Annotated in this window: 33 protein-coding genes, 1 other RNA gene and 1 pseudogene; 24 read left to right on the top strand and 11 right to left on the bottom strand. The window is 72.3% G+C overall.

Annotated features, from left to right (window positions below):
- Positions 1 to 12 precede the first annotated feature (12 nt).
- Positions 13 to 159 carry a hypothetical protein gene (locus tag H0S67_RS17220; RefSeq protein ID WP_180934027.1) on the bottom strand — a complete coding sequence of 49 codons (147 nt, stop codon included), beginning with the start codon at positions 157 to 159 and terminating at the stop codon, positions 13 to 15.
- A gap of 20 nt (positions 160 to 179) precedes the next feature.
- Here H0S67_RS17220 and H0S67_RS17215 point away from each other — a divergent pair, with 20 nt between their 5' ends.
- The 9 genes from H0S67_RS17215 to prfB all read left to right on the top strand — a co-directional run bounded on the left by H0S67_RS17215 (position 180) and on the right by prfB (position 6,219).
- On the top strand, positions 180 to 1,193 hold the full coding sequence (locus H0S67_RS17215; protein WP_343050511.1) for a TadA family conjugal transfer-associated ATPase: 1,014 nt from the start codon (positions 180 to 182) through the stop codon (positions 1,191 to 1,193).
- Positions 1,193 to 2,047: a type II secretion system F family protein gene (locus H0S67_RS17210; protein ID WP_180934026.1), complete on the top strand. Its 855-nt coding sequence runs from the start codon at positions 1,193 to 1,195 to the stop codon at positions 2,045 to 2,047. The genes H0S67_RS17215 and H0S67_RS17210 overlap by 1 nt, the downstream gene beginning before the upstream one ends.
- Positions 2,044 to 2,985 carry a type II secretion system F family protein gene (locus H0S67_RS17205; RefSeq protein WP_180934025.1) on the top strand — a complete coding sequence of 314 codons (942 nt, stop codon included), beginning with the start codon at positions 2,044 to 2,046 and terminating at the stop codon, positions 2,983 to 2,985. The genes H0S67_RS17210 and H0S67_RS17205 overlap by 4 nt, the downstream gene beginning before the upstream one ends.
- A 28-nt stretch (positions 2,986 to 3,013) precedes the next feature.
- A complete protein-coding gene (locus H0S67_RS17200; protein ID WP_180934024.1) occupies positions 3,014 to 3,220 on the top strand; it encodes a hypothetical protein in 207 nt (68 codons plus the stop codon).
- 62 nt (positions 3,221 to 3,282) lie between these two features.
- Positions 3,283 to 3,633: a TadE family protein gene (locus tag H0S67_RS17195; RefSeq protein ID WP_246354835.1), complete on the top strand. Its 351-nt coding sequence runs from the start codon at positions 3,283 to 3,285 to the stop codon at positions 3,631 to 3,633.
- A complete protein-coding gene (locus tag H0S67_RS17190; RefSeq protein ID WP_180934022.1) occupies positions 3,630 to 4,085 on the top strand; it encodes a hypothetical protein in 456 nt (151 codons plus the stop codon). The genes H0S67_RS17195 and H0S67_RS17190 overlap by 4 nt, the downstream gene beginning before the upstream one ends.
- A complete protein-coding gene (locus H0S67_RS17185) occupies positions 4,082 to 4,543 on the top strand; it encodes a Tad domain-containing protein (protein WP_246354834.1) in 462 nt (153 codons plus the stop codon). The genes H0S67_RS17190 and H0S67_RS17185 overlap by 4 nt, the downstream gene beginning before the upstream one ends.
- Positions 4,544 to 4,584: 41 nt before the next feature.
- A complete protein-coding gene (locus H0S67_RS17180; protein ID WP_180934021.1) occupies positions 4,585 to 5,046 on the top strand; it encodes a CAP domain-containing protein in 462 nt (153 codons plus the stop codon).
- Positions 5,047 to 5,100: 54 nt separating this feature from the next.
- Entirely contained in the window at positions 5,101 to 6,219 is a 1,119-nt protein-coding gene (prfB, locus tag H0S67_RS17175; RefSeq protein ID WP_180934020.1) for a peptide chain release factor 2, read from the top strand.
- Between the two features lie 13 nt (positions 6,220 to 6,232).
- Here the strand turns inward: prfB and H0S67_RS17170 are convergent, their stop codons facing one another.
- The 3 genes from H0S67_RS17170 to H0S67_RS17160 form a co-directional block, all read right to left on the bottom strand.
- A complete protein-coding gene (locus H0S67_RS17170) occupies positions 6,233 to 7,480 on the bottom strand; it encodes a hypothetical protein (RefSeq protein WP_180934019.1) in 1,248 nt (415 codons plus the stop codon).
- Between the two features lie 164 nt (positions 7,481 to 7,644).
- Entirely contained in the window at positions 7,645 to 8,655 is a 1,011-nt protein-coding gene (locus tag H0S67_RS17165) for a calcium-binding protein (RefSeq protein WP_180934018.1), read from the bottom strand.
- Between the two features lie 30 nt (positions 8,656 to 8,685).
- The gene (locus H0S67_RS17160) at positions 8,686 to 9,306 is read right to left on the bottom strand and encodes a hypothetical protein (protein ID WP_180934017.1); all 621 of its coding nucleotides are present in this window, start codon (positions 9,304 to 9,306) and stop codon (positions 8,686 to 8,688) included.
- An 85-nt stretch (positions 9,307 to 9,391) separates the two neighbouring features.
- On the opposite strand from H0S67_RS17160, the gene ftsE reads away from it, so the two are divergent.
- From ftsE to ssrA, 7 genes are all read left to right on the top strand, one after another.
- Positions 9,392 to 10,081: a cell division ATP-binding protein FtsE gene (gene ftsE, locus H0S67_RS17155; protein ID WP_180934016.1), complete on the top strand. Its 690-nt coding sequence runs from the start codon at positions 9,392 to 9,394 to the stop codon at positions 10,079 to 10,081.
- Positions 10,082 to 10,124: 43 nt separating this feature from the next.
- On the top strand, positions 10,125 to 11,036 hold the full coding sequence (gene ftsX / locus H0S67_RS17150; protein WP_180934015.1) for a permease-like cell division protein FtsX: 912 nt from the start codon (positions 10,125 to 10,127) through the stop codon (positions 11,034 to 11,036).
- A gap of 112 nt (positions 11,037 to 11,148) precedes the next feature.
- Entirely contained in the window at positions 11,149 to 12,348 is a 1,200-nt protein-coding gene (locus H0S67_RS17145; RefSeq protein WP_180934014.1) for a M23 family metallopeptidase, read from the top strand.
- A gap of 64 nt (positions 12,349 to 12,412) precedes the next feature.
- Positions 12,413 to 12,889 (top strand): SsrA-binding protein SmpB, encoded by a 477-nt coding sequence (gene smpB, locus H0S67_RS17140; RefSeq protein ID WP_180934013.1) that lies wholly within the window; start codon positions 12,413 to 12,415, stop codon positions 12,887 to 12,889.
- Positions 12,886 to 13,761, top strand: a complete 876-nt coding sequence (locus tag H0S67_RS17135; protein WP_180934012.1) for an amidohydrolase family protein — start codon at positions 12,886 to 12,888, stop codon at positions 13,759 to 13,761. The genes smpB and H0S67_RS17135 overlap by 4 nt, the downstream gene beginning before the upstream one ends.
- A gap of 149 nt (positions 13,762 to 13,910) precedes the next feature.
- Complete coding sequence (locus H0S67_RS17130; RefSeq protein ID WP_180934011.1) at positions 13,911 to 14,969, top strand: hypothetical protein; 1,059 nt, start codon at positions 13,911 to 13,913, stop codon at positions 14,967 to 14,969.
- 54 nt (positions 14,970 to 15,023) lie between these two features.
- Positions 15,024 to 15,394: a transfer-messenger RNA gene (ssrA, locus tag H0S67_RS17125) on the top strand.
- Positions 15,395 to 15,471: 77 nt separating this feature from the next.
- Here the strand turns inward: ssrA and H0S67_RS17120 are convergent.
- Genes H0S67_RS17120 through H0S67_RS17110 form a run of 3 tightly spaced genes read right to left on the bottom strand, consistent with a single transcriptional unit; the run spans position 15,472 to position 17,590 of the window.
- Complete coding sequence (locus H0S67_RS17120) at positions 15,472 to 15,870, bottom strand: sensor histidine kinase (protein WP_180934010.1); 399 nt, start codon at positions 15,868 to 15,870, stop codon at positions 15,472 to 15,474.
- Positions 15,771 to 16,907 carry a histidine kinase dimerization/phospho-acceptor domain-containing protein gene (locus H0S67_RS17115; protein ID WP_180934009.1) on the bottom strand — a complete coding sequence of 379 codons (1,137 nt, stop codon included), beginning with the start codon at positions 16,905 to 16,907 and terminating at the stop codon, positions 15,771 to 15,773. The genes H0S67_RS17120 and H0S67_RS17115 overlap by 100 nt, the downstream gene beginning before the upstream one ends.
- Positions 16,908 to 16,909: 2 nt before the next feature.
- On the bottom strand, positions 16,910 to 17,590 hold the full coding sequence (locus tag H0S67_RS17110; protein WP_180934008.1) for a response regulator transcription factor: 681 nt from the start codon (positions 17,588 to 17,590) through the stop codon (positions 16,910 to 16,912).
- A gap of 293 nt (positions 17,591 to 17,883) precedes the next feature.
- Here H0S67_RS17110 and H0S67_RS25740 point away from each other — a divergent pair, with 293 nt between their 5' ends.
- The 6 genes and pseudogenes from H0S67_RS25740 to H0S67_RS17085 all read left to right on the top strand — a co-directional run bounded on the left by H0S67_RS25740 (position 17,884) and on the right by H0S67_RS17085 (position 21,409).
- Complete coding sequence (locus tag H0S67_RS25740) at positions 17,884 to 18,165, top strand: hypothetical protein (protein ID WP_180934007.1); 282 nt, start codon at positions 17,884 to 17,886, stop codon at positions 18,163 to 18,165.
- Between the two features lie 38 nt (positions 18,166 to 18,203).
- Positions 18,204 to 18,515, top strand: a pseudogene (locus tag H0S67_RS28365) (FAD:protein FMN transferase); the annotation flags it as partial.
- Between the two features lie 193 nt (positions 18,516 to 18,708).
- The gene (locus tag H0S67_RS23780) at positions 18,709 to 19,203 is read left to right on the top strand and encodes an FAD:protein FMN transferase (protein WP_219635315.1); all 495 of its coding nucleotides are present in this window, start codon (positions 18,709 to 18,711) and stop codon (positions 19,201 to 19,203) included.
- Between the two features lie 416 nt (positions 19,204 to 19,619).
- On the top strand, positions 19,620 to 19,901 hold the full coding sequence (locus tag H0S67_RS17095; RefSeq protein WP_180934006.1) for a hypothetical protein: 282 nt from the start codon (positions 19,620 to 19,622) through the stop codon (positions 19,899 to 19,901).
- Between the two features lie 27 nt (positions 19,902 to 19,928).
- Positions 19,929 to 21,200, top strand: coding sequence for an NADH-ubiquinone oxidoreductase-F iron-sulfur binding region domain-containing protein (locus H0S67_RS17090; protein ID WP_425489830.1), 1,272 nt, complete (start codon positions 19,929 to 19,931; stop codon positions 21,198 to 21,200).
- Positions 21,200 to 21,409 carry a ferredoxin gene (locus H0S67_RS17085; RefSeq protein ID WP_180934004.1) on the top strand — a complete coding sequence of 70 codons (210 nt, stop codon included), beginning with the start codon at positions 21,200 to 21,202 and terminating at the stop codon, positions 21,407 to 21,409. Before H0S67_RS17090 ends, H0S67_RS17085 begins: the two co-directional genes overlap by 1 nt.
- A 38-nt stretch (positions 21,410 to 21,447) precedes the next feature.
- On the opposite strand, the gene H0S67_RS17080 is transcribed toward H0S67_RS17085, so the two are convergent.
- Genes H0S67_RS17080 through H0S67_RS17070 form a run of 3 tightly spaced genes read right to left on the bottom strand, consistent with a single transcriptional unit; the run spans position 21,448 to position 22,837 of the window.
- On the bottom strand, positions 21,448 to 21,690 hold the full coding sequence (locus H0S67_RS17080) for a hypothetical protein (RefSeq protein ID WP_180934003.1): 243 nt from the start codon (positions 21,688 to 21,690) through the stop codon (positions 21,448 to 21,450).
- A 5-nt stretch (positions 21,691 to 21,695) separates the two neighbouring features.
- A complete protein-coding gene (locus H0S67_RS17075; RefSeq protein WP_180934002.1) occupies positions 21,696 to 22,604 on the bottom strand; it encodes a lytic transglycosylase domain-containing protein in 909 nt (302 codons plus the stop codon).
- The gene (locus tag H0S67_RS17070) at positions 22,574 to 22,837 is read right to left on the bottom strand and encodes a hypothetical protein (protein ID WP_180934001.1); all 264 of its coding nucleotides are present in this window, start codon (positions 22,835 to 22,837) and stop codon (positions 22,574 to 22,576) included. Before H0S67_RS17070 ends, H0S67_RS17075 begins: the two co-directional genes overlap by 31 nt.
- 168 nt (positions 22,838 to 23,005) lie before the next feature.
- On the opposite strand from H0S67_RS17070, the gene H0S67_RS17065 reads away from it, so the two are divergent.
- Positions 23,006 to 23,293, top strand: coding sequence for a DUF1905 domain-containing protein (locus H0S67_RS17065; protein WP_180934000.1), 288 nt, complete (start codon positions 23,006 to 23,008; stop codon positions 23,291 to 23,293).
- Position 23,294: 1 nt separating this feature from the next.
- Positions 23,295 to 24,410 (top strand): DNA glycosylase AlkZ-like family protein, encoded by a 1,116-nt coding sequence (locus tag H0S67_RS17060; protein ID WP_180933999.1) that lies wholly within the window; start codon positions 23,295 to 23,297, stop codon positions 24,408 to 24,410.
- 32 nt (positions 24,411 to 24,442) lie between these two features.
- Here the strand turns inward: H0S67_RS17060 and H0S67_RS17055 are convergent, their stop codons facing one another.
- Positions 24,443 to 24,913: a hypothetical protein gene (locus tag H0S67_RS17055; protein ID WP_180933998.1), complete on the bottom strand. Its 471-nt coding sequence runs from the start codon at positions 24,911 to 24,913 to the stop codon at positions 24,443 to 24,445.
- Positions 24,914 to 24,915: the final 2 nt, after the last annotated feature.

The raw sequence follows: 24,915 nt of genomic DNA, 5'->3' as shown, positions 1-24,915 counted from the left end.
AACCGCGCGGAGTCAATATCTGCTAGGCCTTTCTGCCTGCGTGCCGCCTGCGACGAGCACCTTGAGCCCGGCGCGGACGGACGCCTCGAGGAAGGCGGCGGCGCGGGCGGTCAGGCTGCCGAGCTCGACGAGGTCGTGCAGGCGGGCGGCGCGGAGCATGTGGGCCCCCGCAGCGATTAATCGTTAATACTCAACATGCTCTGGCAGTCGAGGAGGTCTGGATCAACGACCCCAGCCGGGTCTTCGTGGCGCGCAACGGACGCCACGAGCTGACCAACCTGATGCTGAGCACCGCGCAGGTGCAGGAGCTCGTCGAGCGGATGCTCAAGTCCAGCGGCCGCCGCATCGACATCAGCCAGCCCTTCGTCGACGCGATGCTGCCGCAGGGGCACCGGCTGCACGTCGTCCTCGAGGGCATCAGTCGCGGCTTCTCGGCGGTCAACATCCGCAAGTTCGTGCTCCGGGCGGCGCGGCTCCACGACCTGGTCGAGCTCGGCAGCCTGACGCCGCCGGCCGCGGCGTTCCTCGAGGCCTCCGTGCGGGCCGGCCTCAACGTCCTGGTCGCCGGCGGTACGCAAGCAGGCAAGACCACCATGCTCAACTGCCTGGCGGCGGCCATCCCGGGCGGCGAGCGCGTGATCTCGGCGGAGGAGGTCTTCGAGCTGCGCTTCCCGCACCCGGACTGGGTGCCGCTGCAGACCCGCCAGTCCGGCCTCGAGGGCACCGGCGAGATCCGGCTGCGCGACCTGGTCAAGGAGAGCCTGCGAATGCGCCCGAGCCGGATCATCGTCGGCGAGGTGCGCTCCGAGGAGTGCCTCGACCTGCTCCTGGCCCTCAACGCCGGGCTGCCCGGGATGTGCACCATCCATGCCAACAGCGCCCGTGAGGCCCTGGTCAAGATGTGCACGCTGCCGCTGCTGGCGGGTGAGAACATCTCGGCCCGGTTCGTGGTCCCGACGGTGGCCTCGTCGGTCGACCTGGTGGTCCACCTCGGGATCGACCACCACGGCGTACGCCGCGTCAACGAGATCGTGGGCGTGCCGGGGCGGGCGGAGGCCGACGTCATCGAGACCGAGCCGATCTTCCGCCGCGTCGGCGGCGAGCTGCGGTGGGCCAACGGGATGCCGCCCCGCCCGGAGCTCTACGAGCGGGTCGGGATCGACGTGCACCGGATCCTGAACGGAGCCGGCTGATGGGGGCGCTGGTCGGGCTCGGTGTCGGCATCGGGCTGATGCTGGTCTGGTCGGCGTTCTTCCTGCCCGCAGGCCCGCGGGCAGGGCGGCGTACGCCGGGGCGAGCGACCGAGCTGCTGGCCCGGGCCGGCCTCGGGCACGTGTCGACGACCGGCTTCGTGCTGCTGTGCCTGAGCCTCGGCTTCGTGGTGGCGGTGGCGATCCAGGTCGTGTCGCGCACGCCGCCGGTCGCGGTCGCGTTCGGCCTGATGGGAACGTGGCTGCCGGTGGGCGTCGTCTCGTCGCGGGCCCGCCGGCGGCAGCGCGAGTTCGCGGAGGTCTGGCCTGAGGCGGTCGACAACCTCGCGTCGGCGGTGCGGGCCGGCATGTCGCTGCCGGACGCGCTCGCCGCGCTGGGCGCCCGCGGTCCCGAGCCGCTGCGGGAGGCCTTCGACGAGTTCGCGCTCGACTACCAGGTCACCGGTCGCTTCGGGGAGAGCCTGGACCGGCTCAAGGCCCGGCTGGCCGACCCGGTGGGGGACCGCGTCGTCGAGGGGTTGCGCATCGCCCGCGAAGTGGGTGGGGGAGAGCTGGGCCGGCTGCTGCGCAACCTCTCGGGCTACCTGCGCGACGAGGCCCGCACCCGCTCCGAGATGGAGTCGCGCCAGGCGTGGACGATCAACGGCGCGCGGCTGGCGGTCGCGTCACCGTGGCTGGTCCTGCTCTTCATGTCGTTCCAGTCCGAGGTGATCCACCGCTACTCCTCGCCCGGCGGCGTCGCCGTCCTCGTCTTCGGCGCTGCTGCGTGCCTGGTGTCCTACCGGCTGATGATGCGCATCGGCCGGCTCCCGACCGAGCGGCGGATCCTGTCGTGACCCCGGCCGGTTGGGGCGCGGTCCTCGGGGCGGTCCTCGCCGCCGGGTTGCTCCTGGTCGCGAGCCGCGTGCTGGCCCTGCGCCGCACCCAGATCGCCGTCCGCGTGCTGCCCTACGTCCGCGACCTGCCCCAGGTGGGCCGCACCCCCGGGCTCCGGGTGGTCTCGTCGTCGCCGACGTCGGCGGCGGCCGGCGTCTTCGGACCGGTGCTCCGCTCGGCGGCCGACACGGTCGAGCGGGTGCTGGGCGGTGCCACGTCCGTGCGTCGGCGGCTCGAGCGTGCCGACCTGGACAAGACCGTCCACGAGTTCCGCATCGAGCAGGTGCTGTGGGGCGTGGCGGCGTTCGCGGTCGCGGCGGCGTACGGCGTCCTCCGCGCGCTCACCGACCCCGGTGCGGCGGTGTCCTCGCTGATCCTCTGCCTGATCGCGTTCGTCGTCGGTGTGCTCGCCCGCGACACCCACCTGTCCAACCAGGTCAAGCAGCGCGAGCGCCGGATCCTGGCCGAGTTCCCGACGGTGGCCGAGCTGCTGGCCCTCGCCGTCGCCGCGGGGGAGAGCCCGGTGGCGGCCCTGGACCGCGTGGTGAGCCGCAGCGGCGGGGCCCTCTCGTCCGATCTCGCGCGGGTGCTCGCGGCGGTGCGCACGGGCGAGCCGGTCGGCGCGGCGTTCGACCGGCTGGCCTCGGTCACCGGCCTGCCGCTGGTGGCCCGCTTCGCGCAGGGCATCGCGGTGGCCGTCGAGCGCGGCACCCCGCTCGCCGAGGTGCTGCACGCGCAGGCCGCCGACGTGAGGGAGGCGGGCCGCCGCGAGCTGATCGAGGTCGCGGCCCGCAAGGAGGTCTTCATGATGGTGCCCGTCGTGTTCCTGGTCCTCCCCGTGACCGTGCTCTTCGCCTTCTGGCCGGGCGTCATCGGCCTCCACCTGACCACTCCCTGACCCCGGCATCCCGGAAAGGACCGACCCGATGGAACACCTCACGCTGGCCGCGACCCGGCTGCTCCTCATCCTGACCACGCACCGGTCTCGCGACGACCGCGACGACCGCGGGGACGTCCCCGGGTGGGTGCTCATCACGGTCATGACCGCCGGACTGGTGATGGTCATCTGGGGCATTGCCAAGGCGGAGCTCGGCTCGATGCTCCGCGACGCGTTGGCCTCCGTGCACAACTAGCGCAGGCACCGGCCGTCGTGATGCGCGCTCGCCGGGCACGCAGTCAGCAGGGGTCCGCGGTCGTGGACTTCGTGCTGGTGCTGGTCGTGCTCGTCCCGCTCTTCCTCGGCATCCTCCAGGTGGGGCTGGTGCTCTACGTCCGCAACACGCTCGCCGCGGCCGCGTCGGAGGGCGCCCGCTACGCCGCCACCCAGGACCGCGACCTCGCCGACGGGGGCGCACGCACCCGCGAGCAGATCGACCGGGCCGTGTCGGGCCGGTTCGCCCAGGACGTGGAGGTGCGCCCCGTTGTCGTCGACGGCGCCCCCGGCGTCGAGGTCGTCGTGCACGCACGCGTGCCGGCGCTCGGGATCGGCGGCCCGGCGGTCGAGCTCGAGGTCTCGGGTCACGCCGTCGAGGAGGACCCGCAGTGAGCGCCCGCCGGCCGGGACGGGCGAGGGACCAGCGCGGCAGTGCCCTGGTCGAGCTCACCTGGCTCGGGATCCTGCTGATGGTCCCGATGCTGTGGATCGTGCTGTCCGTCTTCGAGGTCCAGCGCGGCGCCTTCGCCGTCAGCGCCGCGGCGCGGGCCGCCGGCCGCGCCTACGCCCTGGCGCCGACCGACGCCCAGGGTCGCGCCCGCGCCGAGGCGGCCGCCCGGCAGGCCCTGGCCGACCAGGGGCTCGACACCGCGCCGCTCGCGGTCGACGTGACCTGTCGGCCCTACCCGCACGACTGCCACAACGGCACGTCGGTGATCACCGTCAGCATCCACTCGCGGGTCGACCTGCCGCTGCTGCCCAGCATGTTCGGTGGCGACGCCCCGAGCTTCGCCCTCGACGCCAGCCACACCGTGCCGATCGGCCAGTTCCAGGAGGTCCGGTGAGGGACCCGGCGGACGGCGGCCGGGCCGACGAGGGCCAGGCCACGGTGATGATCGTCGGTTTCGCGATCGTGCTGGCGATGCTGGTGGCGCTGGTCGTCGACGCGTCCGCGGCGTACCTCCAGCGCCAGGGGCTCGACACCCTCGCCGACGGGGCAGCGCTCCGCGGCGCCGACCTCGGCGCCACGGGGGAGGAGACCTACACCCACGGCGTCCCCGCCGACGACCTCGCCCTCACGCCGGAGGCGGTGCGTGCTGCCGTGCAGTCCTACCTCAGCGACGTGGGGGCCTACGCCAGCTACCCCGGGCTCAGCTTCGACGTCGCCGTGGACGGCACCCAGCACCGGGTCACCGTGACGGTCCGGGCACCCCTCGACCTGCCCCTCACCGTCCCCGGCTCGCCGGGACGGGCCTCGGTCGGCTCGACCGGGTCGGCGGTCGTGCAGGTCGATCCTCGCTAGACTCCCGAGTCCTCGGAACTCGGACCAGGGAGCAGCCCCCCATGCGCCCACACGCGGCTCTGGCCGTCACCATCACCGCCCTGACCACGCTCGCGCTCGCACCCGCCGTGCCCGCGCAGGCCGCGACGCCCGCCGGCACCTACGCCCACGACGCCTTCGTCGCCACCAATCACCAGCGGCTCCGGCACGACCGGGTGAAGCTCACCCGCAGCGACTGCCTCCAGGGCTTCGCCCGGATGCAGGCCAGGCGGATGGCCCACAAGCAGGAGATCTACCACCAGGACCTCCAGAAGATCCTCGACACCTGCCACCTCAACCTGGTGGGGGAGAACGTCGCCGCCGGCTTCACCTCCGGCCGGTCCGTCGTCGACGACGGGTGGATGAAGTCGAAGGACCACCGTGCCAACATCCTGGAGCGGCGCTACCGCGGGATGGCGATCGCCGCGCGCAAGGGCGACGACGGTCGGTGGTACGTCTCGCAGGTCTTCGGCCGCCACTCCTGAGCCGCGTCGCTGCCGTTTCGGGCGGCCGCCCCCGTGAAGGTAGGCTCGCTCCTTGTGGCAGGCCCCGACTTCGACACCGAGATCAAGCAGCTCCAGACGACCATGCGCACCATCGAGCAGGTGCTGGACGTCGACGCGATGCGCAAGGAGATCGCCGACCTCGGGGAGCAGGTGGCCGCACCCGACCTGTGGGACGACCAGGACAACGCCACCCGCGTGACCGGCCGCCTCTCCGCCCTCCAGGGTGAGGTCGACCGCTTCGCCGCCCTCAGCTCCCGGATCGAGGACCTCGGCATCATGGTCGAGCTCGGTCAGGAGGAGGGCGACGCCGACGCGATCGCCGACGCCGAGAAGGAGCTCGAACGGATCAAGAAGGCCGTCGAGGCCCTCGAGGTCCGCACCCTGCTCTCCGGCGAGTACGACGCCCGCGAGGCGCTGGTGACCATCCGCTCCGGTGCCGGTGGCGTCGACGCCGCCGACTTCGCCGAGATGCTGATGCGGATGTACACGCGCTGGGCCGAGCAGCACAAGTACCCCGTCGAGGTCTTCGACACCTCGTACGCCGAGGAGGCGGGCCTGAAGTCGGCCACCTTCGCGGTGCACGCGCCGTACGCCTACGGCACCCTCTCCGTCGAGGCCGGCACCCACCGCCTGGTCCGGATCAGCCCCTTTGACAACCAGGGCCGCCGCCAGACCAGCTTCGCCGCGGTCGAGGTGGTGCCGGTGCTGGAGCAGACCGACGAGATCGACGTCCCCGACGAGGAGATCCGCGTCGACGTCTACCGCTCCGGCGGCCCCGGCGGACAGTCGGTCAACACCACCGACTCCGCGGTGCGCCTGACCCACATCCCCACCGGCGTGGTCGTCAGCTGCCAGAACGAGAAGAGCCAGCTGCAGAACAAGGCGAGCGCGATGGTCGTGCTCAAGGCCAAGCTGCTCGCGCTGAAGAAGGCCGAGGAGAAGGCCCAGCTCGACGAGATGCGCGGCGACGTCCAGGCGTCGTGGGGCGACCAGATGCGCAACTACGTGCTGAACCCCTACCAGATCGTCAAGGACCTGCGCACCGGCTACGAGGTCGGCAACCCGGCGGCCGTGTTCGACGGCGACCTCGACGGCTTCCTCGAGGCCGGGATCCGCTGGCGCCGCGGCGCCGAGAAGGCCGCCGCGAACTGACGTCGTCGCGGGCTCAGCCCGAGCAGCCGCTCTGGCTGATCCGGTAGGAGCCGACGCTCGCGTAGCCGTCGTAGCCGCTCAGCGCGCCGCCGTGGCCGACCCCGGTGACGGCGACGTAGTAGCTGCCTGCCGGGACCTGGGCGGCCACCGTGGCCGACATGCCCTGGGCCCGGTCGCGGTCGAGGTTGTTCGACGGCGGGTTGGCGCCGGCGACGAGCGAGCCGTCGGCCCGGAGCACCGAGACCCGGATGTCGAGGTCCGGTGACACCGGCGCGGGTCTCGCCGAGACGGTCACGCTGCCGGCGCACGTTCCGAGGGCATAGACGTCGACGTCCGCGTTGTCGGTGATGTACGCCCGCCCGGCGGGCAGCGGCCCGGCCCCGTCCGGCGTGCTCCCCGCCTCGTCCGCCCTCAGCGGCGCGCCATTGGCGGCGATCAGCGCCAGGTCGTCCTGCTGGTTGTTCGCACCCGCGTAGCCACCGCGGCTCCACTGGGTGACCGCCCGGTCGAAGCCGACTCCCATGATCGGTGCCCAGTTGCGGTGCCCCTGGTAGTAGCCGTCGGTCGCCGTGCCGTCGTGGAGCAGGCCGAAGTTGTGGCCGACCTCGTGGCTGATCGTCTCGCCGATGTCCTTGGGGTCGTTGAAGAGCATCTTCGGGAAGACCCAGGCCGGCTGGTAGAAGTCGTGGGCGCTCGTCAGGTCGAAGACGTCGAAGAAGGCGCTGCCCGAGCACAGGTCGGGGCACACCACGCGCATCGCCGCGTTGCTGGAGCTGACCAGCACCCGGGTGCCGTACGTCGGGTCGTCGGGCCCGCTGCGGGTCAGGGCGTCCGGACCCGGGTCGGAGGTGGTGACGTCGACGTCGAAGGGGGCGTAGTCCTCGGCGACCCGCTGCCAGATGTTCTGGATGTCGGCGAGCTCGGCGTCCGAGCGCGGGTCCTGCGGGTCGAGCACCCAGCCCCGGTAGTCGCCCGCCGCGAGCCCGATGTCCGGGCCGTTCCACGCAGTGTCGGCGACGGTCGCGCCGTCGAAGTCGAGGAAGATCGTGTGCTGCGACCCGGGCAGGCTGTGCAGCGCGAAGGTCTGGCTGAGCGGGAACGCTGCCTTGGTCGCTGTCGCCCGTCGGGCCGTGGTGCCTCCGTCGGCGGCCGGGCCGGCCGGGTCCCGGAAGAGGACCCGGCCGGGGCCCGCGGTGGTCGCTCCTGCGTCCGGCGAGGCTCCCGCCGGCACCGCCCCGATGGCGGACAGAAACGCGCCCACCAGGACCACCCCGAGGACTCCCGCGCCCGGACGTCTCCACCGGGCGCTCTGTGCTCGACCCATCGGGGTCCTCCCTCCACCTCGCTCTCAGGGTCGGGAGCGAGGGGAGGGCCGGCCCCCCGATCAGGGGCCGGGTGACCAGATCTGGGTAGGGAGGCGGCCGCTCAGCAGCGCAGGCGCGTCTCCGCCGTGCACGTGTCGCGGCCACCGCCGCCGTCCGCGCGGTCGGTGCCGTCCCCGCCGTCGAGGGTGTCGTCGCCGCCCCGGCCGACGAGCCGGTCGTTCCCGGCGCCGCCGAGCAGCCGGTTGACGCCGTCGGTGCCGCGCAGGACGTCGTCGTACGCAGTGCCGACGACGTCCTCGACGCCGAGCACGGTGAACTGCCCGGCCACCGGGCTGCTGGCCGCACCGGTGGCCAGGTCGACGGTCATGGGCTGGGTGTCGAACCACGCGCCGAACCGGTCGCGCCCGTCCTCGCCGTCGACCCGCGGGGTGGAGAGGTTGGCCTGGAGCACGTCGGCGCCTCGGCCGCCCAGGAGCTGCGGTGACCCGAGGACCGACTCGAGGAAGTCCGCGCCCGAGCCGCCGAGCGCCATCGCGGTGTCCTGGACCTTCAGGTGGTCGCGTCCGGGCCCGCCGTCGACGCGCGAGCCGTCCATCGCCTGGGCCCAGTCGTTGCCCCGGCCGAGGTAGATCCGATCGGTCCCGTCGTCGCCCTGGAAGGTGTCGTCGCCCCGCGTCCCGATGAACAGGTCGTCGCCGGGAGTGCCGTAGAACCCCTCCATCGCGGTGAAGGCGTCCCCGTCGTTCCTGCGCTCGTGCCCTTCGCCGACCTGCAGGTGCAGCCCGGAGCCGTCGAAGGCGAGGCTGTCGGACCCGGCGCCGCCGCCGTACCAGTCGCGGCCCGGCCCGTCGGTGAAGTAGTCGTCACCCGGCCCGCCGCAGACGACGTCGTCGCCGCCGGGGTCCGTGAACGTGTCGTCGCCTCCGCCGAGCACGACGACGTCGTCACCCGTGGTGCCGGTGACCTGGTTGTCCCCGTCGCCGTAGACCATCGTCGCCGCCCGGCCGTGGCAGGTGGCCACCGTCCCGGCCTGCGCGATGCCCTGGGGCACCGTCGCGACGCCTGCCAGCAACAACACCCCCGCCGACCACGCCGTGATGCCTCGCCTCATGCTGCCTCCCCCGTTCGATCCTTCTCTTGGTCAGCTCGCTGCCGCCGTGGCCACCGCGGCGCACCAGCGGTTGGCGCGCGTGGACAGGTCCGCGGGCTCCTTCCGCCCGGGCGCGCTCAGCGTGCAGCTCAGCCAGGCGTCCCCGAAGAGGCCACGGTAGGCCCGCTCGACGCCGTCGGGGGTGCGGCACCGGGTCGCCGCCGACGGCCTGCCGAAGTCGGGGCCCGGGACCCGCACGCAGTGGGCGCCGAGCGGGGAGCGCAGCAGGTCACCGGCGCGGGCGCGGGTGATAGGGGGTGCGAACACCCAGGCGCTGGCGACGGCGCCGTCGGCGGACCGCCACGTGCAGCCGTACTCGTGGGCCACGTCCTTGACGTCCGTGGCGAGCCGGGCCGGGTCGCCGTTGTCGTAGGAGGTCGAGCGCTTCGGTGCCCCGCCCAGCGCCGCGGTCACCGCGTCCGGCGAGACCACCGGGCAGAAAGCCTCGCGACGCACCACCAGATCGGTGGTCGAGAGGGACTGCAGCGGGGTGGGGGGCGCGGAGGACGGCGTCGGCTTCGGGCTCGAGGAGTTGTCGTCGTTGCAGGCTCCCAGCAGGAGCAACGGCGTCGCCATGGCCACGGCGAGCAGCGAACGTCGTACGGCGGGCACGGAAACAACATACGGCGTGAGCCGGGCCACGCCCGCCGACGGGGCGTCCCGGGGCTCTCAGGGTTCTCGACTACCCTCGCTCTACGTGATTCGTTTCGAGAAGGTCACCAAGACCTACGCCGGCATGGGCCACCCTGCCCTCGACCAGGTGTCGGTCGATGTGGACAAGGGCGAGTTCGTCTTCCTCGTGGGGGCCTCGGGCTCCGGCAAGTCCACGTTCCTGCGCCTCATCCTGCGCGAGTACCGCGCCTCGTCCGGCCGCATCTACGTGGCCGGCAAGGAGATCAACCGGCTGGCGGGCTGGAAGGTGCCGCGGCTGCGCCGTTCGATCGGCACGGTCTTCCAGGACTTCCGGCTGCTGCCGAACAAGACGGTCAGCGAGAACGTCGCCTTCGCGCTGCAGGTGATCGGGCGGTCGCGCTCGGAGATCGCCACCCTGGTCCCGGAGACCCTCGAGCTGGTCGGCCTGGAGGGCAAGGGCGACCGGATGCCCGACGAGCTCTCCGGTGGTGAGCAGCAGCGGGTCGCGATCGCGCGCGCCTTCGTCAACCGGCCGATGATCCTCATCGCCGACGAGCCCACCGGAAACCTCGACCCGACCACGTCGGTCGGGATCATGAAGCTCCTCGACCGGATCAACCGCACGGGCACGACCGTCCTGATGGCCACGCACGACGCCGGAATCGTCGACCAGATGCGCAAGCGGGTGATCGAGCTCGACGACGGCCGGGTCATCCGTGACCAGGCGCAGGGCGTCTACGGCTTCCAGCACTGATCCCCGTCCCACCACCTGCCCCCGAAGAGAGCCTCTACTCCTCATGCAGCTGCGTTACGTCTTCTCCGAGCTCGGCCAGGGTCTGCGCCGCAACCTCACCATGCACGTGGCGGTGGTGCTGACCCTGTTCGTCTCCCTCACCCTGGTCGGACTCGGGGTGCTCCTGAACCAGCAGGCCGACAAGGCCGCCAGCTACTGGGGCAGCCAGCTCCAGATCACCGTCTGGCTCTGCAAGGAGAAGGACGACAACCCGGCCTGCACCGGTGAGGTCACCGACGCCCAGAAGCAGGCGATCGAGAAGGTCACGAAGGACAACCCGGAGGTCGCGGACTACCACTTCGAGTCCAAGGAGCAGGCCTTCGAGAAGGTCAAGGAGCTGCTCGGGCCCGACAAGTTCCAGGGCCCCAACCCGGCGGCGACCGCGGCCGACATGCCGCAGTCGTTGTGGATCACGCTCAAGGACCCTGATCAGTACAAGGGCATCACCAGCGCGGTCGTCGGGCTCGACGGCGTCTCGGGCATCCGCGACGCCCGCCAGACCCTGAAACCGCTCTACGGGTCGATCAACGCACTCCAGTGGGGCGCCCTCGGGACCGCCGCGTTCCTCGTCATCGCCGCGCTGCTGCTGGTCGCCAACACCATCCGCCTTGCCGCCTTCGCGCGACGGCGGGAGATCGGGATCATGCGGCTGGTCGGCGCCTCGACGGTCTACATCGCGCTGCCGTTCCTGCTCGAGGCGTTGGTCACCGCGCTCATCGGCGTGACGCTCGCCGCAGGGGGGCTCGGCGCCTTCATGTACTTCGGCGTGCACCAACGGATCGAGGGCAAGCTGAACTTCATCCCGTGGGTCGGAGGGTCCGAGTATGTCGTCGCGGTGATCGCCATCGCGATCCTCGGGCCGATCCTCACGCTGCTCCCGACACTCGTGCTGACACGCAAATACCTCAAAGTCTGACCCGCGGGGTTAACGTCACACTGTTCACTTCCATCACAACGAAGGCAGAACGGTGCGCTCCTTCCCCCGTGCCGCGCCCCGTCGCCTCGCAGCAGCCGCACTGGCTGGCGCGGTGGCGATCGGAGTGCTCACCGCCCCCCTGGCCAACGCCGACGACCTGAAGAGCAAGCAGAAGCACGTCCAGGGCCAGATCCACTCGGCCACGCACGACCTCGACGAGTCCAGCTCGAGGCTGCGACGGGCGACGGTCGCGCTCGACCAGGCCCAGTCGCAGCTCGCCGCGGCCCGGCGCGAGCTCGACGCGGCGCGGAGCAAGCACGACGCCGCCCAGCTGCGGGACCGGGAGATGAGGGCGAAGCTGGCCGCGGCCGAGCAGCGGCTGACCAACGCAGAGTCCGCCCTCGCGACCGGGCAGCAGGCCGTCGACGACCAGCGCACCCAGGTCGCCGACACGATCACCTCGATCTACGAGGAGGGTGACCCGCAGTTGCTGGCGATCTCCTCGATCCTCGACGCCCAGAGCCCGGCCGACCTCACCCGCCGGATCGAGGCCCGCGACGTCATCGTCAGCCGCCAGACCCGCTCCTACGACGACCTGCACGCGGCCGAGGTGCTGCTCCAGGTCCACCAGCAGGAGGTCCAGGCGGCCAAGGACGAGGTCGCGGTCCAGCGCCGCGCCGCGGCCGAGCACCTCGTCGTGATGCGCAAGCTGCTCGAGCAGACCCACGCGGCCAAGGACAAGGTCCGGACGATGGTGGCCTCGCGCCAGCACGCCCGTGAGGTCGCGAGCCGGGCCCACGCCCGCGACCGCGCCCAGCTGGCTCGCCTGCACCAGCAGGAGAACCGGATCAAGCAGCAGATCCTCGCCGCGGCCCGCCGCGCCGCTGCGCGGCACGGCGGCTACCACGGGCCCTCGGGCGGGCTGCTCATGCACCCGGTCACCGGTCCGGTCACCTCGCCGTTCGGCTGGCGGATCCACCCGATCTACCACTACTGGGGCCTGCACGACGGCACCGACTTCGGCGCCGCCTGCCACCAGCCCCTGTACGCCGTGGCGAACGGCACCGTGATGTCGGAGTACTACTCCTCGGTCTGGGGCAACCGCCTCTACCTGAACCTCGGCATGATCAACGGCAAGAACGTCACGGTCATCTACAACCACCTCTCCGGCTACCGGGCCCACACCGGCAACCACGTCAGCCGCGGCCAGGTCGTCGGCTGGGTCGGCACCACTGGCTGGTCCACGGGCTGCCACCTGCACTTCACCGTCATGGTCAACGGCACCCCCGTCGACCCGATGAACTGGTTCTGAGTCGACTTCCAGGCCGACGGGACGCGCCCGACAACCCGGTTGCCGTGCCTGAAAGAATGACCGGATGCCGAAGGAACAGGGGCGCAAGCTCATCGCGCAGAACAAGAAGGCGCGGCACGACTACCACATCGAGGACACCTACGAGGCCGGCCTGGTCCTCATGGGCACCGAGGTGAAGTCGTTGCGCGCCGGTCGCGCCTCCCTGGTCGACGGCTTCGTCGACATCGACGGCCACGAGGCGTGGCTGCACGGCGTGCACATCCCGGAGTACTCCCAGGGCACCTGGACCAACCACGCCGCGCGCCGCAAGCGCAAGCTCCTGCTCAACCGCGCCGAGATCGACAAGATCGAGCGCCGGGTCAACGAGAAGGGCCTGACGATCGTGCCGCTGTCGCTCTACTTCCTCGACGGGCGTGCCAAGGTCGAGATCGCCCTCGCCCGTGGCAAGAAGACGTGGGACAAACGGCACTCGCTCGCCGAGCGCCAGGCCAACCGCGAGAAGGAGCAGGCACTGGGCCGCCGGCTCAAGGGGATGGATTGATCGACGAGGACGTCCCGGGCTGGTGGGCAGCGCTCGGGCTGCCCGGGCTCTTCGACGTCCACATCCACTTCCTGCCCGAGAACGTCCAGCGCAAGGTCTACGAGCAGTTCGACCGGGCGGGCCCCAAGATCGGGCGGGAGTGGCCGATCCGCTACCGCGGCAGCCACGAGGAGCGGGTCGAGCACCTCAGGGCGATGGGGGTGCGCCGATTCTCGGCCCTGCCCTACGCCCACCGTCCCGGGATCGCGTCGTACCTCAACGACTGGGCGCGCTCCTTCGCCGAGCAGGTGCCCGAGTGCCTGTGGTCGGCGACCTTCTACCCCGAGCCCGAGGCCCCGGCGTACGTCGACAAGCTCGTCGCCGACGGCGTCGAGGTGTTCAAGGTGCACGTGCAGGTGGGGGAGTTCCACCTCGACACGCCCGAGCTGGACGCCGTCTGGGGCACCCTGCAGGACGCCGGCACGCCCGTGGTGATCCATGCCGGCTCCGGACCCGTCGGCAACGCCTTCACCGGGCCCGATCCGTTGCGCAGGGTGCTGGAGAGGTTCCCGGGACTCACGGTGGTGGTCGCACACCTGGGGGCGCCGGAGTACGCCGAGTTCCTGGCGCTCGCGGAGGCCTACGAGCGCACCTTCCTCGACACCACGATGGTGTTCACCGACTTCTTCGACGCCGAGGCGGCCTACCCGCGCGAGCTGCTGCCCCGACTGGTCGACCTGCAGCACAAGGTGCTGCTCGGCAGTGACTTCCCGACCATCCCGTACCCCTATGCACACCAGCTCGAGGGGCTCCAGCGGCTGGGCCTGGGCGAGGACTGGCTGCGCGCGGTCTGCTGGGAGAACGGCACCCGCCTCTTCGGTGGAGCCACCTGAAGGCCCCGAACGCCTAGGGACCTTAGGCCCTGCCCCATGTTGGGTACGCCCGGTGAACTGTGGGCCATGCACTCCTCGTTCCCTTCTGATGCGCGCCCCGGCGTGCTCGGGGTGGGTCGAGCCGAGTGAGCCTTTCGACCAGACACCCCGTGGTCACCAGGACGGAGGCCCCGGCGCTGGCACCGACGGTGCTCAGGTGGACGGCGCTCTGCGCCGTTGCCGAGGCCGTGGGCATGACAGCGGCTGCCGGGGCGGCGCGAGCCGGTCAGGCCGTCGTCGACCGTCCCGGCGCCCTGGGGAGTGCCGGGCTGGCGCTGGTGATCGTGGTCCTCGGTGGGCTGGTCGAAGGTTTTTCCCTGGGGTCGGCGCAGGCATGGGGTCTGGGCCGCTGGCTGTCCTCGCTGCAGAGGGGACGCTACGTGCTCGCGACCGTGCTGGTCGCCGGCCTGGGGTGGGCGGGTGCATCAGCGCCCGCCGTCCTGTCGGGGGACACGGGGGACGGTGGCGGGAGCTCCCCGCCACTTCCGCTGGTGCTCATCGGCGCCGCGGGTCTGGGACTGGTGATGGGCTCCGTGCTGGGGTCCGCACAGGCGGTCGCCCTACGCGGCGCGACCTCCCACCCGTGGCGCTGGGTGGGCGCCAATGCGGTGGCCTGGCCACCGGCCATGTGTCTGATCTTCCTGGGCGCTTCGCTGCCCGGAGCGGACTGGCCGGTGGCCTGGCTGCTGCTCGACGGTGCGGTGTCCGGTGCCGTGGCCGGGGCGGTGCTCGGCCTGATCACGGGCTGGTTCCTGCCCTCGCTGACCGGTGCCCCACCGGCGAACCGTGTCGTGCTCGGCCTGCTGGGCTCTCCGTGGCGCGGTCACCTGGACCGCAGCCTCCTCGGCCTCTCGGTGCGGGGCCGCTCCAGCGGACGCACCTACCGCTTCCCCGTGCAGTACGCCGTCGACAGCCTCGGGCTGGTCGTCGTACCCGGGCACGCGGAGCGGAAGACCTGGTGGACCAACCTGCGCGAGCCGGCCACGCCGGTCGCCGTGCTGTGGACCGGCGACTGGGTGCCGGGCGCCGCGGCGCTGCTGTCGCCGGGCGACCCGGGCTACGCGGTCGCGCGCTCGACGTACCACCGCCGCTGGCCCCGTGCGCAGCTGCCGCCGGGCCAGGTCGTGGTGCGGATCCGGTACGCCGGACCACCCGACGGGAATCCCTGATGCCGCTCGCTGGTTGAGTCGGATAGCCTGTGCATGCAGGTTGACAACTCAAGAGGGGCTGATCGGTTTCGACTTGGGACGTTAGTTCCAGGGGAAGCGGGTCGAGAAGCCAGCGTCATCTCGTAAACGATCGCTGGAAACCAATAACTGCCAACGCTAAGCGCAGTTCCTTCGCTCTCGCCGCCTGAGCGGTGATCGAAGCGCACACCCGGGTATCTGTCTCCGGCCCGGTGCTGTGCGTCATCTAGGAGACTTGCTGCTCAACTCCTGTCAGGAGGGTTGAGCGGGACTTTTTCCTGACTGAGCCTGTCGGGGACGTGTTCGTGCGAGCCCCGGGGCCGAGAAAAGCGACATCACGGACTGCACCCGGAGAAGACCTGGTTCGACGCTCGAGGACGCGGGTTCGATTCCCGCCAGCTCCACTCACTCACTCAAACAAGAGCCAGCCCTCTTGAACACGAAAGCCGCCCCGACACCCGTCGGGGCGGCTTTCGTTGCGTCGTCAACGCTCCTCCGCCCGGGACCGGCTCGTCGTGGCACAGGTGGCCGTCCCGGTGTGGCCTGAGGGGGAGCGGTCGACCGCCCCCGGCAGCACCAGTGCCACCAGGGCGCCTCCGCCGGGACGGTTGCGTGCTTCCGCCCGCCCGCCGTGCGCGTGGGCGATGGCGCTCACGATGGCCAGCCCCAGCCCGGCGCCTCCGTCGCGGCGAGCGCGACTGGAGTCCGGGCGCGCGAAGCGCTCGAAGGCGTGGGGCAGGAACTGCTCGGGGAACCCGGGGCCGGAGTCCGACACCTCGACCGTCAGGTCCTGGCCGACCGCCCTGGCGGAGATCGTGATCGACGTACCCGAGGGAGCGAACCGCAGGGCGTTGTCGACCAGGTTGTCGACCGCCTCGCCCACGCGGTCGGGGTCCACGCGCGCTGCCAGGCCCGGCGGCGCGTCGACCTGGCACCCGAGGCCGGCCGCTCGCGCGCGGGTGGCCGCGTGGTCCACGCAGCGGGCGAGGAGCTGCCCGATGTCGGCCCGTTCCAGGCGTGCGGGCACCCTGTCCTCGTCGCTCCTGGCGAGAGGAAGAGGAGCTGGTCGGTGAGGCGCGTCAGCCGCGCGGCCTCCTCACCTGCTCGCACGACGGCCGCCGCCAGCTCGTCGCGGCTCCTGCCGGGCCGGCCGGCCAGCTCCAGCTCGCCGCGCAGCACGGCGAACGGTGTCCGGAGCTCGTGGCTGGCGTCCGCGACCAGCGCCCGCTGCCGCGCGAGCGCCCCCTGCAGCCGGCTCAGCAGCAACAGGTTCATCGTCGTCGCGAGTGCGGCGATCTCGTCCCTAGTGTGCGGCACGCGTACGCCGGTCGCCGCGTCCCGTTCGGAGAGCCCAGCGACCTCGCGTCGCATCCGCTCGACGGGCGACAGGGCGGCGCGAGCCAGGCCGTAGGCGCCGACCCCAGCGCCGACGACGAGGACGCCGCCCGCGATGAGCAGCTCGCGGATGACATGGCTCAGCGTGCTGTCGAGCGCCTCGAGCGAGACGTCCGCGACCGCGACCCAGCCCGGATGGTTCTTCAGCGGCGCGGCCAGCAGCCGCTCCCGCTCGCCCTCGACGGAGCTGGTTCGCAACACCCGGCCCAGCCGCGCCTGGCGGAGCTCGCTCGGGCTGAGCAGCGGAGCCGCCCCCGCGTCCGCGCTGCCTCCACGGACCCGCCCGCCCGGGTCGATCAGCTGGACGACGTACTCACCCGGCACCGGCGCCCCACCCGTGGTCGGCGCCGCCGAGCCCGGCCGCGGCAGGTAGTGGCCGGCCTTGGCGAGCTGGGCAGCGAGCTGGGAGTCGATGGTCCCCTGCTGGGAGGAGGCGAGCTCGCTCACGAAGAGCCAACTCCCCAGGCCGTACACGATCGCAGAGGCGATCGCGAAGACCACGGCGAGCCTGAGCCGGATCGACATCGCTATCCGTCCTCCTCGTCGCGCAGCCGGTAGCCCATGCCCCGCACGGTCTGGAGGTCGCTGCGCCCGAACGGGGCGTCGACCTTGCGGCGCAGGTAGTTGACGTACTGGTCGACGACGTTCGACGTGCCGTCGTAGGCGAAGTCCCACACGTCCTCGAGGATCTGGGACCGGCTGAGCACGACGCCCGGGTGGCGGAGGAAGAGGTCGAGCAGGGCGAACTCCTTGGGGGAGAGCTCGAGCTCCGTGCTCCCGCGCCACGCCCGCTTGGTCGCCGGATCCAGCTTCAGGTCGCCGACCTCGAGGACCACCGGGCGGCGGTGGTCCTCACGCCGCGTGAGCGCCCGCAGCCGGGCGGCCAGCTCCATCAGGCTGAACGGCTTGACCAGGTAGTCGTCCGCACCCGCGTCCAGGCCCCGGACCCGGTCGCCGACCTGGTCGCGGGCCGTGAGCATCAGCACCGGCACCCAGACATCTGCCTCTCGAAGCCGGCGGCACAGCTCGAAGCCGTCGAATCCCGGGAGCATGACGTCCAGCACGATCGCGGCGTACGGGTTCTCCGTGGCCATCCACAATCCCTCGGGACCGTCCCCGCAGAGGTCCACGGCGTGCCCCTCCTCCTCGAGGGCCCGCTTGACGAGTGTCGCCATGCGCACCTCGTCCTCGATCACGAGCACCCGCATACCAGCGAGGCTACGCAGCGGGGCCGGGATCGAGCAGTGCCGGAAGACCGGCAGATGTGAGGCCTCACATCGTTCTCTCACGGTCGGCTCACGCTCGCGGGCGCACGCTGAGAGAGCCGGAACCGCTCCGGCCAGCAACCCGTCCGGAAGGGGAGACCCCGATGAACAACGAACGTGATCCCCGCAGCGCTCAGGCGCGACTGCCGGGAGCCCCGGAACCTGCCCCGTCGGGCGGCTGGGTGCCGCTGCCGGCACGGGAAGCCCGGGCCGAGGGCCTCCGCCGGGTTCGGCGGATGTCCAACTGGACGGCGGCCGCGCTGGTCGTCGGCACCGGTGCCGCGGCCATCGCCCTGGCCCACAACGCCGTTCCCGTCACGCCCCCGACGTTCCCGGGCAGCACGGTGTCCAGCACCACCCCGACAGGCACGTTGGCAACGCACGGCGCGCACGGACCGCACGTGGGTCACACCGTCGCCACCACCAGCGCCTCCGGAGTGACGACGACCACGACCCAGCTCCCGAACGGCAAGACCGTGGTCACCCACAGTGGGCACCCCACCTACCACGACAACTGACAGGTGATCTCGATGCCTGCACCCAGCCTGACCGCCGCGTGGCGGCCCGTCGACACCGTGTGACGACACTGTCGCCGTCGCCGAACGCGCTGCCATCGGCACCACCGCCCGCGTGGCCGTGTGGCCGCCGGAAACCTGCCCGCGCGCTCGCCGCCACGGACCGGGTCCTCGACGACCTGGACCGCCAGGCCAGCCGGTTCCGGGAGGATTCCCAGATCTCCTGGCTCCACCGGCGCAACGGCGGTCTGTTCCTGCTGAGCGACGGGCTCGCCGAGGCGGTCCGCGTCGCGCTGGCCGCCGCGCGATGGACCGGGGGACTGGTGGACCCCACCGTCGGCGACGCCCTGATCTCCCTCGGCTACGACCGTGACTTCGCGGCCATCGACGCAGCCGGGCCTGAGCCTGCCGGGCCACCGGCCCCGGTGCCCGGGTGGCAGAGCGTCTGGCTCGAGGCCCGATGCTCCGTCTGCCGGCCGGGGTGCGCCTCGACCTGGGTGCCACCGCCAAGGCCCTGGGGTCCCGATCGCGCGCGTCAGGGCGGCGATGGCGGCCACTGCACGGCGCGGCGGCGTACTGGTCAGCCTCGGTGGCGACCTGGCCGTCGACGGGGAGCCGCCGATCGACGGCTGGCCGATCCTGGTGGCCGACGAGCCGGATCCCGGCGCGTCGGCCCGGACCCAGTCGGTCCGGCTGCTCGGGGGAGCGGTGGCGACCTCGTCGATCACCTGCCGCCAGTGGCGGCGCGCGGGCCGGGTGGTGCACCACATCGTCGATCCCCGGACCGGACTGCCCGCGGACGGCCCCTGGCGGACGGTGAGCGCGGCCGGGGCGACGTGTGCAGACGCCAACGCCGCCGCCACGGCCGCGATCGTCGCCGGCCACCAGGCGGAGGAGTGGCTGGCCCGGGCCCGCGTGCCGGCGCGGCTGGTCTCCCGCGACGGGGAGGTGCGCCACGTGGGCGGCTGGCCGGACGCCGACGGCTGCCCCGTCACGGTCCGACCGCACAGCCATGTGTACGACGGGGCCTCTCGACCCTGATGCGAGCCCGCGGCACCCGGCAACCTCGAGAAACAGGCGACGCGAAGGAGCGACCACGATGACAATCGCAACACCGTTGATGGCCGGCGCGGCCGCCGTCACCCGGGTCCCAGGGCAGGTGGTTTCGTCTCGCGTGCCAGCGGGCTGACGCTGCTGTCCTGCTCAGTGCCGTGATGGTGCTCGGCGTGGCGACGCGGCTGGGTTCGGCCCCGCGGGACTGCCGCGTTTCGTCTTCGCCGAGGTGCACAGGACCATCGCCCTGTTCCTCGTCGCGTTCCTCGTGCTCCACGTCGTGACCGCGATCATGGACCCCTTCGTGTCGATCGCTGGGGCGGCCACGGTGGTGCCGTTCCTGTCTGGCTACCGGACCTTCGCGATCGGTCCTCGGCACGCTGGCGGTCGACCTGGGCGGTGCGGTGCTGGTCACGAGCCTGATGCGCCGCCGGCTGGGCTTCGGGGCCTGGCGCGGCGTGCACTGGCTGGCGTACCTGGCGTGGCCGTTCGCGTTCCTGCACTCCCTGAGCGCCGGACCCGACCAGGGCATCTGGTGGGTGGCGCTGATCGAGTGGGCCTGTGTCGCCGCCGTCGTGACGGCGGTGCTGGCACGGCTCCTGGCGGTCATCAGGCACACCGCGCCGCCGTCCCGGCCGTCGGTCGGGTTCGAGCGGCTCACGCCGCGTGAAGAGCGGGGGCGGTGATGGGCACCACGAGCGCTTGGGTCAGCAGTGGAGACCGGCGGGCACACCCTCGGCCGGCCACCTGCCTCGCCTGCTTCCGGTCGACCCGTGGGCCGGTCCGACGAGCCTGGCTGCCCACCTCGACCGGTACGGCAGGCTGCCGGCGATCGGCTCGGGCCGACCGCAGCGCGCCCTCCTCGAGGAGGTGGAGCGAGCGGGTCTCACCGGCCGGGGGGCGGCGCGGGGTTCCCCACCGCGAGGAAGCTGGCGGCGGTGGCGGCAGGACGCCGTGCCCTGGTGGTGGCGAACGGGACCGAGGGCGAACCCGCGAGCGCGAAGGACAAGGTCCTGCTCGCGCAGCAGTCACCGCACCTGGTGCTGGACGGGGCCGTCGTCGCTGCGGAGGTGGTCGGCGCCGACCGCGCGGTCGTCGTCGTGCACCACTCGGTCCGCGAGATCGTGGACGACGCGGCGGCCGAGCGCCGGCGGGCTGGCTCCGACCGGATCCGGATCGAGGTCATGACCGGCGCCGACCGGTTCGTCGGCGGGGAGGCCAGCGCCCTGATCCACTGGATCGAGCGCGGGGTCCCCACACCGACCAGGACACCACCGAGGGCGTCCGAACGAGGGCTCCGCGGGAGGCCCACCCTCGTCCAGAACGTCGAGACCCTGGCACACCTCGCCCTCATCGCCCGCTACGGCGCCGCCTGGTTCCGCGCCGTCGGCACGAGCCGGGAACCGGGTTCGATGCTGGTCACCCTCCTGGGAGGTGTGCACCGACCCCACGTGCACGAGATCGCCATCGGCACCCCGATCCAGCAGGTGCTCGGCCTCGCGGACGGCGTGGTCGCCCCCCTTCAGGCGCTGCTGCTCGGTGGCTACTTCGGCACGTGGGTCCCCGCGGCCGCCGCAGACCTCGCCTTCAGCCGGGCGGCGCTGGCGCCCGTGGGTGCGAGCGTGGGTGCCGGCCTGGTCGCGGCGCTGCCCGACGACGTCTGCGGACTCGCGGAGACAGCGAGGCTCGTGCGCTACCTCGCGGACGAGTCGGCGGGCCAGTGCGGTCCCTGCCTCTTCGGCCTGGACGCGATTGCCGGCGAGCTGCACCGACTCGCTGACGGCAGCGCTACTGACCAGGGCACCCTGCGGCGCTGGCTCGGCCAGGTCGAGGGCCGCGGCGCCTGCAATCTCCCTGACGGCGCCACCAGGCTCGTCCGCAGCGCCCTCACCGTCTTCGGGTCCGAGCTGGAGCAGCACGCGCGGGGCTGGTGCTGTGCGACCCGCACCGCCAGGATCCTGCCCCTCCCACTGCGGACCTCGTGATGGCCACCGGCATGAGGCTGCGGGTCGACCCCATCGCGTGCGAGGGGCGCAGGCTCTGCGCCGAGATCCTCCCCGAGCTGATCACCCTCGACGACTGGGGCTTCCCCATCGTCAGCGACGTCGACGTACCCGTCGACCTGCTCGACGAAGCCCGTGAGGCCATTCGGGTCTGCCCCAAGCTGGCGCTGCGGCTCGAGCAATCCCACTGACACCTGGGGCGTGTCGGACCGGACAGGATCCCGGACCTCTATGGCCGGTAGCTCGTTCCGTTCAGGGTCAGTACGACGGCGGGGCGGGTCGGGTCGGGGCTGGCCAGCACGGTGATCGTGGTGCCGGCCAGGCCGGTGAGCTCGTCGGTGTTGGACTCCACCGCGCCGTCGGCGTCGAAGTCGGCCAGGGCAGGTGCCGCGAGGAAGTCGACGTCACCGACGTCGAGCACCTGGTCGCCGAGGCACCAGCTGGCCAGGTCGGCTCCGCACGCGGTGAGCACTCCGCTCAGCTCGACCGGGTCGGGTCGGGGGAGGGCGGCGGGTCCGGCGTGGGGTCGGGCGTCGGCGGCGGGTCCGGGGTGGGATCCGGGGTGGGGTCCGGGGTGGGTGTCGGCGTCTGTGTCGTCGGGGCAGGCGGATCCGTCGGGTCAGGGGTCGTCGGGTCCGTCGGGTCGGAGGACGGGGTGCCGGAGGACGGCGGGTCCGTCGGGTCGGGGCCCGAGCTGCCCGTCGAGCCGTGGGTCGGCTGGGTCGGCTGGGTCGGGTCCGTGGACTGGTGCCCCACGCGGGTCTGGTGCTGTCCCTTCGACTGCCCCTGCTGGTCCGACCCGCCCTGTCCGCCGGGGGCGGGGGCGGAGGACCGCGTGCTGAGGATGGTCGTGATCGGGCTGGACTGGAGGATTCCGCCGGGCATGGTGAAGTCGCCCTGTCGGTAGGCACGCTCGACCGCGAGGACGCTCGCGACGTAGGCGCTCGAGGGGTTGTAGCGGTAGACCGCCGCCCGGAGCCCGCTGCGGGTGTCCAGGCTGCCCGGAGCCGAGCAGAGGAAGACGGCCGTGGCGAGCGCGGCGTCGTTGATGTCGTTGGGGGAGCGCACCCCGTCGCTGTCGGCGTCGACCCCGACCACCGCCCAGGTCGAGGGGAGGAACTGCATCGGCCCGACCGCGCGGTCCCACACCGGGTCCCCGTCGAGCCGGCCGGCGTCGGTGTCCCGGATCATCGCGAACGGTCCCTTGCCGTCGAGCGCCGGGCCGCGGATCTCGGGCACCGACGTCCCGTCGGTCAGCAGCTGGGCGCCGCCGTACCGACCGTGGTCGGACTCGACCCGGCCGATCGCGGCGAGCAGCGTCCAGGACAGGCCGCAGGACGCGTCGACCTGGTCCATCACGGCGGCGGCCCTCTCATAGGCGAGCATCGCGACCGGGGGATGTCCAGGTGGGCGATTGCCGACGGGGGGAGCTTCGGGGTGCCCTTGGGGTGCCGCACCTGGGCCTCGCCGACCGTGACGGCCGGCACGTGGACGGCCCGGTCGATGACCGCAGAGCTGCCTGCCCCCGACTCGAGCGAGACGGCGCCGGCGAGCGGGTCCGCGGGACCGCTCCGCGCGGCGAGCGCGGAGGCTGCGATGAGGACGACCGTGGCAGCCACGGTCGTCAGGGTGGGGCGTTTCCGTCCGGTCAGGCGCATCGTCCAGCTCAGGGTGAGAGGTGCGGCGGGAGGGGGTCTGCGCTCGACGCTATGTGCAGGGAGGCGATGTCGAATCGCCAATCTTGATGGTCGCCGGTTCCTGGTGCTGAGTCTTCCTATGCTGACCCCGTGGACCTGGAGTTCAGCGGCGAGGTGTGGTTCTGGCGGGGGCCGGCGCCCTACCACTTCGTGACCGTGCCCGAGGACGAGAGCGCAGAGCTCCAGGAGACTGCTGCGCTGGTCACGTACGGGTGGGGGATGATCCCGGTCGCGGCCGGGATCGGGTCGACCGACTGGACGACCTCGTTGTGGCCGAAGAACGGCGGCTACGTGGTGCCGTTGAAGGACAAGGTCCGCCGGGCCGAGGGCATCGAGATCGGCGACGTCGTGACCGTGCGGCTCGTCGTCGAGATCTGACATGGCGGCAGTCCACGAGCTCAGCCGTGCAGACGCGCGGCGCATCGCCGTGCGGGCCCAGCTGCTGACGAAGGAGCGGCCCACCGACCTGGTCGAGACGGTCCGGCAGCTCTCGCTGGTCCAGCTCGAGCCGACCAGCGCGATCGCGCCGAGCGCCGAGCTCGTGCTGTGGAGCCGGCTGGGGCCGCGGTTCGACCCGCAGGAGATGTGGGACGCCGTCGACGAGCAGCGGTTGATCGAGCTGCACCAGACGCTGCGGGCGGCCGACGACATCGCGCTGTTCCGCGCCGAGATGGCCGAGTGGCCCGGCTCCGGGCCGCTGCGCCCGTGGCAATTGGAGGCGCGCGACTGGGTGCGGGCCAACAACGACTGCCGGCGCGAGGTCCTCGAGCGGCTCCGCGCCGACGGGCCGCTGCCCGCCGGCGAGCTCCCCGACACCTGCGTGGTGCCGTGGCGGTCCAGCGGCTGGAACGACAACCGCAACCTCCGGATGATGCTCGACAGGCTCGTCGAGCGGGGTGAGATCGCCGCCGCCGGGGGCAGCGGACGCGACCGCCTCTGGGACCTCGCCTCCCGGATCTACCCCGACGAGCCGGTGCCACCGGTGGAGGAGGCGCGCCGGCTCCGCGCCGAGCGCCGCCTGCGATCCCTGGGCATCGCCCGTGCGAAGTGCACCAAGCTCCCTCTCGAGCCCGTCGATGTCGGCGAGGTCGGCGAGCCCGCCGTGGTGGAGGGCGTGCGCGGGCAGTGGCGGGTCGACCCCGACCAGCTCGACGGGCTGGGCCAGCCCTTCGCCGGCCGAGCGGCGCTGCTCTCGCCGTTCGACCGACTCCTCGCCGACCGCAAGCGGCTCGACGAGCTCTTCGAGTTCGACTACGTCCTGGAGATGTACAAGCCTGCCGGGCAGCGCGTCTGGGGCTACTACGCCCTCCCGATCCTGTACGGCGACCGGCTGGTCGGGAAGCTCGACGCCCGGGCGGACCGCGTGGCCGGGGTGCTCCGGGTCGCGGCGGTCCACCGGGACGTGCCGTTCGGCAAGGCGATGGAAGCGGCCGTCGTCCGCGAGATCGGCGACCTGGCCCGCTGGCTCGACCTGGAGCTCGAGCTGCCCTGCTGACGCGTGCCCACGACCAACGTGGGACCCGGGGCTCAGTGCAGCAGCGACTTGAACACGATCATCACCACGCCGAACGTCGCGGCGACACCGGTGGACACCAAGCGTTCGCCGGTCGTCAACCGGCCCTCGCGGCCCATCTCCCAGCCGGCGATCCCGAGCAGCACCGTGCTGCAGCACAGCGCGGCGAGCACCGCCGCCTGGACGCCGACGCCCAGGACGCTGAGCGCGGCGAGCACGACGAGCGGCAGGGCAGAGGCAGTGATCATCTCCCAGCCGTGGCCGAGCTCGTGCCGCACCTCCGGCCACCTGGGCTTGTGCCCCGCGTGGATCCGCTGCGCCATCAGGCGGGCGTAGCGCTCGGCACCCCAGTAGATGACCAGCGTCACGAGCACCGCCAGGTCCACCTTGACGCCCGACTCCGCGTGCGAGGACGCCATCACGGCCGCGCTCACGATCACGCCGTAGATGGCGGCCGCCGTGCCCTCCTCCGTGTCCTCCCGCATCC

It is taken from the genome of Nocardioides ungokensis (assembly GCF_013466985.1).
Classification (GTDB): domain Bacteria; phylum Actinomycetota; class Actinomycetes; order Propionibacteriales; family Nocardioidaceae; genus Nocardioides; species Nocardioides ungokensis.
This window is presented reverse-complemented; position numbering and strand designations above follow the sequence as displayed.

What these genes read in the sequence shown, in the direction of transcription:
- H0S67_RS17220 (WP_180934027.1), bottom strand. Translation starts at nt 159, where the DNA reads ATGCTCCGCGCCGCCCGCCTGCACGACCTCGTCGAGCTCGGCAGCCTG.
- H0S67_RS17210 (WP_180934026.1), top strand. Translation starts at nt 1,193, where the DNA reads ATGGGGGCGCTGGTCGGGCTCGGTGTCGGCATCGGGCTGATGCTGGTC.
- H0S67_RS17200 (WP_180934024.1), top strand. Translation starts at nt 3,014, where the DNA reads ATGGAACACCTCACGCTGGCCGCGACCCGGCTGCTCCTCATCCTGACC.
- H0S67_RS17180 (WP_180934021.1), top strand. Translation starts at nt 4,585, where the DNA reads ATGCGCCCACACGCGGCTCTGGCCGTCACCATCACCGCCCTGACCACG.
- H0S67_RS17165 (WP_180934018.1), bottom strand. Translation starts at nt 8,655, where the DNA reads ATGAGGCGAGGCATCACGGCGTGGTCGGCGGGGGTGTTGTTGCTGGCA.
- ftsX (WP_180934015.1), top strand. Translation starts at nt 10,125, where the DNA reads ATGCAGCTGCGTTACGTCTTCTCCGAGCTCGGCCAGGGTCTGCGCCGC.
- smpB (WP_180934013.1), top strand. Translation starts at nt 12,413, where the DNA reads ATGCCGAAGGAACAGGGGCGCAAGCTCATCGCGCAGAACAAGAAGGCG.
- H0S67_RS17115 (WP_180934009.1), bottom strand. Translation starts at nt 16,907, where the DNA reads ATGTCGATCCGGCTCAGGCTCGCCGTGGTCTTCGCGATCGCCTCTGCG.
- H0S67_RS17110 (WP_180934008.1), bottom strand. Translation starts at nt 17,590, where the DNA reads ATGCGGGTGCTCGTGATCGAGGACGAGGTGCGCATGGCGACACTCGTC.
- H0S67_RS25740 (WP_180934007.1), top strand. Translation starts at nt 17,884, where the DNA reads ATGTCCAACTGGACGGCGGCCGCGCTGGTCGTCGGCACCGGTGCCGCG.
- H0S67_RS23780 (WP_219635315.1), top strand. Translation starts at nt 18,709, where the DNA reads ATGGCGGCCACTGCACGGCGCGGCGGCGTACTGGTCAGCCTCGGTGGC.
- H0S67_RS17085 (WP_180934004.1), top strand. Translation starts at nt 21,200, where the DNA reads ATGGCCACCGGCATGAGGCTGCGGGTCGACCCCATCGCGTGCGAGGGG.
- H0S67_RS17075 (WP_180934002.1), bottom strand. Translation starts at nt 22,604, where the DNA reads ATGCTCGCCTATGAGAGGGCCGCCGCCGTGATGGACCAGGTCGACGCG.
- H0S67_RS17060 (WP_180933999.1), top strand. Translation starts at nt 23,295, where the DNA reads ATGGCGGCAGTCCACGAGCTCAGCCGTGCAGACGCGCGGCGCATCGCC.
- H0S67_RS17055 (WP_180933998.1), bottom strand. Translation starts at nt 24,913, where the DNA reads ATGCGGGAGGACACGGAGGAGGGCACGGCGGCCGCCATCTACGGCGTG.